Genomic DNA, 11,322 nt, shown 5'->3' with positions numbered 1-11,322 from the left:
GCTCCCGCGCCCTGACCCGCACCCGGGGCGCGCGGCACCGCACCCGCCGGGCGGCACCGCTCAGGGCCCGGAACCCCCCGGCGGCTCAGTCCTGCCCGTATCGAGGATCGACGGACTCGGGCGAGAGCCCAAGAAGCTCGGCCACCTGCTCCACCACCACCTCGTGCACGAGCAACGCCCGCTCGTCGCGACTCTTGGACCGGATCTCGACCGGCCGCCGGTACACGACCACCCGCGCGGGTTCGTTCTTCTCGGCCGGCACCGAGCCCCCCAGCGGCACGGTCTCGCCCGGCACCGGCGGCGGCACCTCCATCACCAGGAAGTCGACGTCCGCCAGCTGCGGCCAGCGCCGTTCGAGGCGCTCGACCGAGTCGAGGACGAGATCGCGGAAGGTGTCGGCCCGGCTCGTGGAGAGCGGCACCTGCGGCGGCGCGACAGGTCCCCGCATCCCGCGGCCGTGCCGGTCGCGGCGGCGGACCCGAGGCTCCGCCGGGGGCTCCGCGGGACGGTGCGAGGGGCTCGGCGGCACAGGACTGTCCATCACTGACGCAGCGTAACCCTCATCCGTCCCAGCGCACCGTGGCGCATCCTCGCCACCTTTCCCGGCGTGCCCGCCCCGCCACCCCACGCCTTGTCGAAACCTGAACATTCCGGCCATCCGCACGCCCGATTCGACAGCCCGTCCCGATCGGCCATCTGGCCCTGGTTGACCGGATTTGCATCCCAAGGTGTCCGGATAGCCCCCTGCGCCCACCCCCGTACGCCCCCTCCCGCGCAGGTCAGAGCCATGACCACTCGAAGGGGGGTGGCGGAGGTCACACCGCGACACGGTGGAGTGACCTGAGGGAGAGTCGTCGCGGCCCGCTCAAGAGTGCGGTACCGTCCAACGTCGTGAGCCCTGTACGTCGCTGTTCGCGCACTGCGTGCGGCCGCCCTGCCGTCGCGACACTGACGTACGTCTATGCCGACTCGACTGCGGTCCTCGGCCCGCTCGCCACCTATGCCGAGCCCCACTGCTACGACCTGTGCGCCGAGCACAGCGAGCGCCTCACCGCCCCGCGCGGCTGGGAGGTGGTGCGGCTCTCCGACGGATCCGCCCCCACCCGCCCCAGCGGCGACGACCTCGAAGCGCTGGCCAACGCGGTACGGGAGGCGGCCCGCCCCCAGGAACGCGCGGCCGAGGCCGGCGGCAAGGGCGGCGGAGGCCGCGGCGGCGACCCCATGGAGGTCGGTCGCCGCGGGCACCTCAGAGTGCTCCGTTCGCCCGACAACTGACGGCAACCGGCCACCGTCCGCGTACCCCCGACTGCGCTCCGGGTAGCTTTGGCGTTCCGTACACGCGCCGCACACGCGTGTGGAGAAACTCAGGAGGGTGGATCCGTGACTGCCGATCTGTCGCAGATCGTGAAGGCGTACGACATCCGCGGAGTCGTACCCGACCAGTGGGACGAGACGCTCGCCGAGCTCTTCGGCGCCGCCTTCGTACGGGTGACGGACGCGGACGCGATCGTCATCGGCCACGACATGCGGCCCTCGTCGCCCGGCCTCGCGGCCGCGTTCGCGCGCGGCGCGGCCCGCCTCGGCGCCGACGTCACGCTCATCGGGCTCTGCTCCACGGACCAGCTGTACTTCGCGTCCGGCAGCCTCGGCCTGCCCGGCGCCATGTTCACGGCCTCGCACAACCCGGCCCAGTACAACGGCATCAAGATGTGCCGCGCCGGAGCGGCCCCCGTGGGCCAGGACACCGGTCTCGCCGACATCCGCGCCCTCGCCGAGGAGTGGAGCGAGAAGGGCGCCCCGGAGGCCGCCGCCGCACCGGGCACGATCACCGAACGCGACACCCTCACGGACTACGCGGCCCACCTCAGGAACCTGGTCGACCTCACCGCGATCCGCCCCCTCAAGGTGGTCGTGGACGCGGGCAACGGCATGGGCGGCCACACGGTCCCGACGGTCTTCGCGGGCCTGCCCCTGGACACCGTCCCGATGTACTTCGAGCTGGACGGCACCTTCCCGAACCACGAGGCCAACCCGCTCGACCCGAAGAACATCGTCGACCTCCAGGCCCGCGTCCTCGCCGAGGGTGCCGACCTGGGCCTCGCCTTCGACGGAGACGCCGACCGCTGCTTCGTCGTCGACGAGCGCGGCGAGCCGGTCTCCCCGTCCGCGATCACGGCCCTCGTCGCCGCGCGCGAGCTCGCCAAGAGCCCCGGCGGAACGATCATCCACAACCTGATCACCTCCTGGTCGGTGCCGGAGGTCGTCCGCGAGCAGGGCGGCGAGCCGGTCCGCACCCGCGTCGGCCACTCCTTCATCAAGGAGGAGATGGCGAAGACCGGAGCGATCTTCGGCGGCGAGCACTCGGCGCACTACTACTTCAAGGACTTCTGGAACGCGGACACCGGCATGCTCGCCGCGCTCCACGTCCTCGCGGCCCTCGGCGGCCAGGAGGGCACCCTGTCCGACCTGGTCGCCGCCTACGACCGGTACGCCTCCTCGGGCGAGATCAACTCCACGGTCGCGGACCAGGCGGCGAGCACGGCCAAGGTGAAGGCGGCGTACTCCGGCCAGGACGGCGTCACCTTCGACGAGCTCGACGGCCTGACGGTGACGGCGGCGGACTGGTGGTTCAACCTCCGCCCCTCCAACACGGAGCCGCTGCTCCGCCTCAACGTCGAGGCCCGCGACGAGGCCACCATGGCCAAGACCCGCGACGAGGTCCTCGCCCTGGTCCGGGCGACCGACTGACCCCCTTGCCGCACCGCCGGGGAACGGGGGCGTGCCCCGTTCCCCGGCGGTAGGCTGACCTGGCCCGATCCGTCTGTTCGAAGGGACAACCCATGCCGCTCGAAGCCGGCCTCCTGGAGATCCTGGCCTGCCCGGCCTGCCACGCTCCGCTGAACGACCGCACGGCGGACGAGACCCCCGAGCTGATCTGCACGAGCCCCGACTGCGGCCTCGCCTACCCGGTCCGCGACGACATCCCGGTCCTCCTGACGGACGAGGCCCGCAAGCCGGCGTAACACCCGAGCGCCCACGCCGTTGTGGGCGCGCTTCCGCCCGTTGTGGGCAGGCGTTCCGCAAGGGGCGGAACGGGTGGGCACAACGGACGGCGCCCCCAGCCGGGCCAAGGCTTCCGCGCCTGACCCCGCACCACCCGCACCCCGCACAAGGCAGCGCCCCACACAACCCGCGCCCCGCACAACCCGCGCCCGCACCCGCCGCGCCCCGCAGGGAGGCCGCACATGCTCGACGAGACCCTCCTCGACACCCCGGACGACCTCGCCCTGGCCGACCGCCGAGGCCTCCTCCGCGGCGCCGCCGAGGCAGGCGCACGGGTACGGACCGCCGCCCGGCACGCCGCCGAGGCCGGCATCGCGGACCTCCGCCCCGAGGGCCGCCCCCGTGCCGTCCTCGTCGCGGGCCCCGGCACCGCGGCCGCCGGCGTCGCGGACCTGATCGGCGCGCTCGCCGGAGCCGCCGCCCCCGTCGTACGGCTCCAGCCGACCGGCGTCGCCCCCGCGGCGGGCGCCCTGCGCTGGGCCCTGCCGGGCTGGGCGGGCTCGGTGGACCTGCTCCTGCTGCCCACCACCGACGGCTCCGAACCGGGCCTCGCGCTCCTCGCCGAGCAGGCGTACCGCCGTGGGATCACGGTCGTCGCCGTCGCCCCGAAGGCCTCCCCGCTCGCCGAGACGGTGAACGGCTCGCGCGGCCTGTTCGTCCCGATGGCGACCGCCCCGAACGAGACGCCCGACGAGTACGCCGAGAGCATCGCGGCCAGCCCGGGCGCCCTGTGGGCCCTGTTCACCCCGCTGCTCATGCTCCTGGACCGCGTGGGCCTGCTCGACGCGCCCCCGGAGGCCCTGGAGAAGGTCGCCGACCGCCTGGACCGCACGGCGGAACGCTGCGGCCCGGCCATCGCCACGTACAGCAACCCGGCCAAGACGCTCGCCGCCGAACTCGCGGACTCGCTCCCGCTGATCTGGACCGAGGGCAACGCCGCGGGCCCGGCCGGCCGCCGCTTCGCCGCCGTCCTCGCCGAACTCGCCGGCCTGCCCGCGCTCGCCGCCGAACTCCCGGAGGCCCTGCCGGCGCACGGGGTCCTCCTCGCGGGCGACTACGCGGCCGGCGCCGACCCGGACGACTTCTTCCGCGACCGCGTGGAGGAGCCGCAGGCACTCCGCGCGCGCGTGGTGCTGCTCCGCGACCGCCCGGGGGACGGCCTGACCGCGGCCCGGGCCGCCCGCGAACTGGCCCTCGGCCACGAGACGGCGATCAGCGAACTGGAACCGGAGGAGGGCGACGACCTGGAGACACTCGCCGAACTCCTCGCGGTGACCGACTTCGCGGCGGTCTACCTCAACCTGGCCACCCCGGCCCGCACGCCGCACTAGCGGGCGCTGAAGCACACAGCGGGCACCCCCCACCCGCACCGCCCCACCCACACAAGCCGAGCGCCCCCAAGGACACTCCCGGCACCAGCCCCCATCCGCGTAGGCGCAGGGCAACCACCCGGACCCCACCAGAACCCCAGCGCGTCACATACCCGTCACCCGCCCCCTGTCACCTGTCTCCCGACCCCCCGCACGATCCATCACCACCCCGAGGAGCTGGCAGGCACCATGGACCGCCTCGTCAACACCGTCCGCCCCTACGCCTGGGGATCCACGACGGCCATCCCGGAACTGCTCGGAACCGCCCCCACCGGTGAGCCCCAGGCCGAGATGTGGATGGGCGCCCACCCCGGTGCCCCCTCCCGCACCGACCGCGGAGCGCTGAACGAGCTCATCGCCGCCGATCCCGTACGCGAACTGGGGGAGCGGGCCGTCGAGAAGTTCGGGCCGCGTCTCCCGTTCCTGTTCAAGCTGCTCGCCGCGGGCGCCCCGCTCTCCCTCCAGGTCCACCCCGACCTGGAGCAGGCCAAGGCCGGGTACGCCGCCGAGGAGGCCGCCGGCATCCCGATCGACGCCCCGCACCGCACGTACAAGGACCCCAACCACAAGCCCGAGCTGATCTGCGCCCTCACCCCCTTCGACGGCCTGTGCGGCTTCCGCACCCCCGTCGAGGCCGCCGACCTGATCGCCGCGCTGGGCGTCGACTCCCTCAAGCCGTACGTGGACCTCCTCCACGCCCACCCCGAAGAGGCCGCGCTCCGCGAGGTCCTGACGGCCCTGCTCACCGCCGACCGCGAGGAGATGGCGCACACCGTCGCCGAGGCCGCCGCCGCGGCCGCGCGACTCGGCGGCGACCACGCCCCGTTCGCGACCCTGGCCCACCACTTCCCGGGCGACCCCGGCGTGATCGCCGGCATGCTCCTCAACCGCGTACGGCTCCAGCCCGGCGAGGCCCTCTACCTCGGCGCGGGCGTCCCGCACGCCTACCTCGACGGCCTCGGCGTCGAGATCATGGCGAACTCCGACAACGTGCTGCGCTGCGGCCTCACGCCCAAGCACGTCGACGTCCCCGAACTCCTCCGCATCGTCCGCTTCGAACCGAACGAGCCGGCCGTCCTGCGCCCCGAGGCCTCCCCCTCCGGCGAGGAGGTGTACGAGACCCCGATCGACGAGTTCCGCCTCTCCCGCTTCGTCCGCCCGGAAGGCGCCGCGCCCACCGACGTCACCGCCGCCACCCCGCAGATCCTGCTCGCCGTCGCGGGCCGCCCGCAGGCCGGCGGAGTCGCCCTCGGCCCCGGCGAGTCCGTCTTCGTACCGGCGGGCGAGCCCACCGAGCTGTCGGGGGTGGGTACCGTCTTCCGCGCGACCGTCGTGGCCTGATGCGACAATGACCGGCCGAACCGCGGCGATCGAGCCGGAGCATCGACGAAGGGACCACGTACACCCATGAGCGCGTCAGGCGGAACCAAGGCGATCGTGGCGGCACTCGCCGCCAACCTCGCGATCGCCGTAGCCAAGTTCGTGGCGTTCCTCTTCAGTGGTTCGTCGTCGATGCTCGCCGAGAGCGTCCACTCGCTCGCCGACTCCGGCAACCAGGGCCTGCTGCTCCTCGGCGGCAAGAAGGCCCAGCGCGAGGCCACGCCGCAGCACCCCTTCGGCTACGGCCGCGAACGGTACATCTACGCCTTCCTCGTCTCCATCGTGCTCTTCTCCGTCGGTGGCATGTTCGCCATCTACGAGGGCTACGAGAAGATCAAGCACCCGCACCCCATCGAGGCCTGGTACTGGCCGGTCGGCGTCCTCGTCTTCGCGATCATCGCGGAGTCCTTCTCCTTCCGCACCGCCATCAAGGAGTCCAACGAGATCCGCGGCGGCCTCTCCTGGAAGGAGTTCGTCCGCCGCGCGAAGGCCCCCGAGCTCCCCGTCGTCCTCCTGGAGGACCTCGGCGCGCTCGTCGGTCTCGTCCTCGCCCTCGGCGGCGTCGGCCTCGCCCTGGCGACCGACAACGGAGTCTGGGACGGCATCGGCACCGTCTGCATCGGTGTCCTCCTCGTCCTCATCGCGATCGTGCTCGCCGCCGAGACCAAGTCGCTGCTCCTCGGCGAGTCCGCCGGCGTCGACGAGGTCAAGAAGATCGAGGCGGCCGTCGTCGACGGCGAGACCGTCACCCGCCTCATCCACATGCGCACGCTCCACCTCGGCCCCGAGGAACTCCTCGTCGCCGCCAAGGTCGCCGTCCAGCACGACGACACGGCCACCGAGGTCGCGAACGCCATCAACGCCGCCGAGGAGCGCATCCGCGCCGCCGTCCCGATCGCCCGGGTCATCTACCTGGAGCCCGACATCTACAGCGAGTCGGCGGCCTCGGCGGGCAAGAACCCGGCCAAGACCCCGGGCGGCCCGGCCCCCGCCCCCGCCCCCGGCCACTGACCCAGGGCACGCCTGCCCACCCTCAGGACCCCCGGGCCCACACGGCCCGGGGGTCCGGCACATCCACACCCACACACCCACGCACGTCCGCACGTCCGCACGTCGGCACGTCCGCACGTCCGCACGTCCGCACGTCCGTACGGGCCACGGACGACGGCCGAACGGCAGTACGAGGCAGGGCCGCCGAGTCCGACCGGGAGCCCGATGCGGAGCCCGACGCGGAGTCGAGGCGGGCTCGATGCGGACTGTGGCCCGCCGCACCGATCGGTGTAGATTCGTGACCAGCCAGACGTCGCTGCTGATGGCGGTCGGGCGGTCCGCGGACCGGCCGAGGGAGAGAGGGCCTCCGACGACGGCACCGAGCAAGCGCCCGGGCATTCGTGTGCCCAGCGGCGCCCTGCCGCGGTGCCAGGCGCCTCAACCGACCCTCGCACTCGCACACACGAGGAGCAGCCCAGTCATGACGACTGCCGCCCACCAGGACTTCAAGGTCGCCGACCTCTCCCTGGCCGCCTTCGGCCGCAAGGAGATCACCCTCGCCGAGCACGAGATGCCCGGCCTGATGTCGATCCGCCGCGAGTACGCCGAGACCCAGCCGCTCGCCGGCGCGCGCGTCACCGGCTCCCTGCACATGACCGTGCAGACCGCCGTCCTCATCGAGACCCTGGTCGCCCTCGGCGCCGAGGTCCGCTGGGCCTCCTGCAACATCTTCTCCACCCAGGACCACGCCGCCGCGGCCATCGCCGTCGGCCCGAACGGCACCCCGGAGAACCCCCAGGGCGTCCCGGTCTTCGCCTGGAAGGGCGAGACCCTGGAGGAGTACTGGTGGTGCACCGAGCAGGCCCTCACCTGGCCGAACACGCCCACCGGCGGCCCGAACATGATCCTGGACGACGGCGGTGACGCCACCCTCCTGGTCCACAAGGGCGTCGAGTTCGAGAAGGCCGGCTCCGCCCCGGACCCGTCCACCGCGGACAGCGAGGAGTACGGCCACATCCTCCGTCTCCTCAACCGCACCCTCGGCGAGAACCCGCAGAAGTGGACCCAGCTGGCGTCCGAGATCCGCGGCGTGACCGAGGAGACCACCACCGGCGTCCACCGCCTGTACGAGATGCACCAGGCCGGCTCGCTCCTCTTCCCGGCGATCAACGTGAACGACGCCGTGACGAAGTCGAAGTTCGACAACAAGTACGGCTGCCGCCACTCCCTCATCGACGGCATCAACCGCGCCACCGACGTCCTCATCGGCGGCAAGACCGCCGTCGTCTGCGGCTACGGCGACGTCGGCAAGGGCTGCGCCGAGTCCCTCCGCGGCCAGGGCGCCCGCGTCATCGTCACCGAGATCGACCCGATCTGCGCCCTCCAGGCGGCGATGGACGGCTACCAGGTCACGACCCTCGACGAGGTCGTCGAGACCGCCGACATCTTCATCACCACGACCGGCAACAAGGACATCATCATGGCCGGGGACATGGCCAAGATGAAGCACCAGGCCATCGTCGGCAACATCGGCCACTTCGACAACGAGATCGACATGGCCGGCCTCGCCAAGACCCCGGGCATCGTCAAGGACGAGGTCAAGCCGCAGGTCCACACCTGGACCTACCCGGACGGCAAGGTCCTCATCGTCCTCTCCGAGGGCCGCCTGCTGAACCTCGGCAACGCGACCGGCCACCCCTCCTTCGTGATGTCGAACTCCTTCGCGGACCAGACCCTGGCCCAGATCGAGCTCTTCACCAAGCCGCAGGAGTACCCGACCGACGTCTACGTGCTGCCGAAGCACCTGGACGAGAAGGTCGCCCGCCTCCACCTGGACTCGCTCGGCGTCAAGCTGACGACCCTCCGCCCCGAGCAGGCCGCCTACATCGGCGTCGAGGTCGAGGGCCCCTTCAAGCCGGACCACTACCGCTACTGATGCCCCGGCCGGCGGCGCCCGCGCGCTGACGCGGCGCCGTCCCGGACACCCGTAGAGGACCCAGGCAGGCCCCCCCCGCACCCCCGTGCCGGGGGGCCTGCCCCGTCCCGCCCCCGCTACCGCGCCGGCTACCGCACCCGGTACCGCGTCCGGTAGCCACCCGAGGACTCCGAGGACCCCGAGGACCCATGCCCCGCGGCCGTTATTCGCTCCATGACCCGCACGATCACACCCCCCTCGGTGAAGAGCACTTCCACTGCGCGCCCGGCCCCTCCGGCTGGCGCTACGTCTCGCAGATCACCACCCCCGCGGGCGACCACCGGGGCTCCGTCGACCTGGCCGTCGACGAACTCGGCCGCCCCATCCGCCTCGAACTGCACGCCGCGAGCTGGCAGGTCCGCGGCGCGGCCCTCGACGGCGTCACCTGGGTCCGTACGGACCCCACCGGAACCCAGGCCACCGAAGGCAATGTGCGCGCCCACGCCTTCACCGGCACGTCCCCGGCGTTCCTCGTCGCCCTCACGCGACTCCTGCGTCTCACCCCCGATTCCCCCGAGACCCGTGTCAGGCTCGTCGCCTTCACGGACCCGGTGCTCGCCCCCCTCACGGTCGACCAGTCCTGGGCCCTGCTGAGAAGTGAAGCGCACGCCACTGACAACGGCGTGCTGATGGTGGACGAGTACCAGGTCAACGCCCTGGACACGGGCGAACGCCATACGGTCCACATCGCCGGCGACGTGGTCCTCTCGGCCCCCGGCATCGAACTCGAAGCCCTGGAAACCCCGCCGTCGGTCTTCCCCTGACCGCGACCCCCGACCCGACGGCTCAGGCCGGCGGAGCGAACCCGGTGGGCCGAGCCCCGGACTCCGCGACGGGCTCGACAGCGGGGTCAGCGACAACGGGGGGAGCGGCAACCGGGGGAGCGACAACAGACGGAGCCACAACTGGGTGAGCCGCACCCGGGGACGGAACAGCACCCGGGAACGGAACAGCACCCGAGGACGGAGCAGCACCCGGCGCCCCAGGCGCCGCCGACACCCCAGCCGCCCCCGTCACACCCGCCACCCCTCCCGGGGCGAACGCCCGCCGCGCGTCCCGCGCCTGCCGCTCGGCCACCACGCCCGCCAGATAGGCATCGGCAGGCACCCCCGCCGGCGGAGGCGTACCGGTCCGCGTCACGACCTCGTCGGCCAGCCGCTCGGCCAGCCGCCGCCCCACTGCCGGGTCCAGCTCACGCGAGCGCGTCAGGTACTGACGTATCTCCAGCCACAGCGCCTCCGGCACCGCCGAAAGATCCAGCCCGGCGAACCGCCCCACCAGCCACGGCGGGGGAGGAGGCACCGCCAGTACGCGCGCCGCGGGTATCCGCTCCCGCACGACGAGCGTTCCCGCGAAGACGTCCCCGAGCCGTCGCCCCCGCTCGGACACCAGCGAAGCGACACAGGCGACGACGCCGAAGGTCATCAGGATCTCCACGACCCCCATCGCGCCCCGCATCAGCGCGTGGCGGAACCGGATCGGACCCCCGTCGTCCCGGACCACCCGCAGGCCACAGGCCATCTTCCCCAGCGACCGCCCGTGCGACAGCGTCTCGACGGCGATCGGCGCCCCCACGAGCACCAGCAGGAAGGACGCGATCGACACCGCCATGACCGCGGCCTCGTCCAGCGAGGCCGTCGCGACCACGAGCCCGAGCGAGATCAGCAGATACGCGGCCCACACCACGACCAGATCGATGAGCACCGCGAGCGCCCGACTCGGCAGCCGCGCCGGCTGCAACCCCAGTACGACGGCGTCCCCCGTCACCAACCCACTCACGGCACCCACCCTTCTCCGACCTTCCCGACCCCTCCGAACGCCAGTCTGCCAAGCTGACCCGCAGCGCGCCGCAGTAGTACGGACCCGTCCGCAGCCAGTGCCTGGAGCAGCAGCCGATCATGGACCTCGACGTCTACGTGACCGCCCACCGCGCCGAGTGGGAACGCCTCGACCACCTCCTGCGCCAGGGCGGCAGGCTCACCGGCGCCGAGGCCGACGAGCTGGTCGCCCTGTACCAGCGCACGGCCACCCACCTCTCGATCGTCCAGTCCAGCGCCCCGGACCCCATGCTCACGGCCCGGCTCACCCAGCTCGTGGCCCGCGCCCGTGCCACCGTCACCGGCACCCGCCGCTCCTCCTGGCGCGACGCGGTCCGCTTCCTGACGGCCGGCTTCCCCGCCGCGGTCTACCGCTCCCGCCGCTGGTGGATCCCCACGGCCGTCCTGTCCACCCTTCTCGCGGTCCTCATCGGCTGGTGGATCGGCACGCATCCGGAGGTCCAGGCCTCGATCGGGGCCTCCGCCGACCTCCGCGAGATGACCCGCCCCGGCGGCCAGTACGAGACGTACTACTCCAGTCACCCGGCGGCGTCCTTCGCGGCGCAGGTCTGGACGAACAACGCCCGGGCCGCGGCCATGTGCCTGGTCCTGGGAGCCTTCCTGGGCATCCCGGTCCTGTGGATCCTCTTCCTGAACATGCTGAACCTGGGCGTCGGCATCGGCCTGATGTCCTCCGCCGGCCGCCTCGACGTCTTCCTCGGCCTGA

Annotated in this window: 11 protein-coding genes (1 of these 11 running past the window's edge); 9 read left to right on the top strand and 2 right to left on the bottom strand. The window is 72.7% G+C overall.

What is annotated here, in order from left to right:
- Nucleotides 1–85: 85 nt before the first annotated feature.
- Nucleotides 86–541: a metallopeptidase family protein gene (locus ACWGN5_RS33930; protein WP_453522276.1), complete on the bottom strand. Its 456-nt coding sequence runs from the start codon at nucleotides 539–541 to the stop codon at nucleotides 86–88.
- Nucleotides 542–840: 299 nt separating this feature from the next.
- On the opposite strand from ACWGN5_RS33930, the gene ACWGN5_RS33925 reads away from it, so the two are divergent.
- The 8 genes from ACWGN5_RS33925 (at nucleotide 841) to ACWGN5_RS33890 (ending at nucleotide 9,542) form a co-directional block, all read left to right on the top strand.
- On the top strand, nucleotides 841–1,275 hold the full coding sequence (locus ACWGN5_RS33925; protein ID WP_351193233.1) for a DUF3499 domain-containing protein: 435 nt from the start codon (nucleotides 841–843) through the stop codon (nucleotides 1,273–1,275).
- 105 nt (nucleotides 1,276–1,380) lie between these two features.
- Nucleotides 1,381–2,748, top strand: a complete 1,368-nt coding sequence (locus ACWGN5_RS33920; protein ID WP_453522261.1) for a phosphomannomutase/phosphoglucomutase — start codon at nucleotides 1,381–1,383, stop codon at nucleotides 2,746–2,748.
- A gap of 92 nt (nucleotides 2,749–2,840) precedes the next feature.
- Nucleotides 2,841–3,023, top strand: a complete 183-nt coding sequence (locus ACWGN5_RS33915) for a Trm112 family protein (protein ID WP_189807009.1) — start codon at nucleotides 2,841–2,843, stop codon at nucleotides 3,021–3,023.
- A 222-nt stretch (nucleotides 3,024–3,245) separates the two neighbouring features.
- Nucleotides 3,246–4,394, top strand: a complete 1,149-nt coding sequence (locus tag ACWGN5_RS33910; RefSeq protein ID WP_453522260.1) for an SIS domain-containing protein — start codon at nucleotides 3,246–3,248, stop codon at nucleotides 4,392–4,394.
- Nucleotides 4,395–4,622: 228 nt separating this feature from the next.
- Nucleotides 4,623–5,774 carry a mannose-6-phosphate isomerase, class I gene (manA, locus tag ACWGN5_RS33905; protein ID WP_453522259.1) on the top strand — a complete coding sequence of 384 codons (1,152 nt, stop codon included), beginning with the start codon at nucleotides 4,623–4,625 and terminating at the stop codon, nucleotides 5,772–5,774.
- Between the two features lie 66 nt (nucleotides 5,775–5,840).
- A complete protein-coding gene (locus tag ACWGN5_RS33900; protein ID WP_453522258.1) occupies nucleotides 5,841–6,824 on the top strand; it encodes a cation diffusion facilitator family transporter in 984 nt (327 codons plus the stop codon).
- Between the two features lie 460 nt (nucleotides 6,825–7,284).
- The gene (gene ahcY, locus ACWGN5_RS33895) at nucleotides 7,285–8,739 is read left to right on the top strand and encodes an adenosylhomocysteinase (protein WP_453522257.1); all 1,455 of its coding nucleotides are present in this window, start codon (nucleotides 7,285–7,287) and stop codon (nucleotides 8,737–8,739) included.
- 188 nt (nucleotides 8,740–8,927) lie between these two features.
- Nucleotides 8,928–9,542 carry a hypothetical protein gene (locus ACWGN5_RS33890; protein WP_453522256.1) on the top strand — a complete coding sequence of 205 codons (615 nt, stop codon included), beginning with the start codon at nucleotides 8,928–8,930 and terminating at the stop codon, nucleotides 9,540–9,542.
- Nucleotides 9,543–9,564: 22 nt separating this feature from the next.
- On the opposite strand, the gene ACWGN5_RS33885 is transcribed toward ACWGN5_RS33890, so the two are convergent.
- The gene (locus tag ACWGN5_RS33885; RefSeq protein ID WP_453522255.1) at nucleotides 9,565–10,545 is read right to left on the bottom strand and encodes an RDD family protein; all 981 of its coding nucleotides are present in this window, start codon (nucleotides 10,543–10,545) and stop codon (nucleotides 9,565–9,567) included.
- 131 nt (nucleotides 10,546–10,676) lie between these two features.
- Here ACWGN5_RS33885 and ACWGN5_RS33880 point away from each other — a divergent pair, with 131 nt between their 5' ends.
- On the top strand, nucleotides 10,677–11,322 hold the 5' portion of the coding sequence (locus ACWGN5_RS33880; RefSeq protein WP_453522254.1) for a stage II sporulation protein M. Its footprint extends 362 nt past the window's final position; 646 of the gene's 1,008 nt are visible here — the first part of the coding sequence; the start codon lies at nucleotides 10,677–10,679; its stop codon lies off the right edge, out of view.

This window comes from Streptomyces sp. NPDC055815 (assembly GCF_053616475.1).
This window is presented reverse-complemented; position numbering and strand designations above follow the sequence as displayed.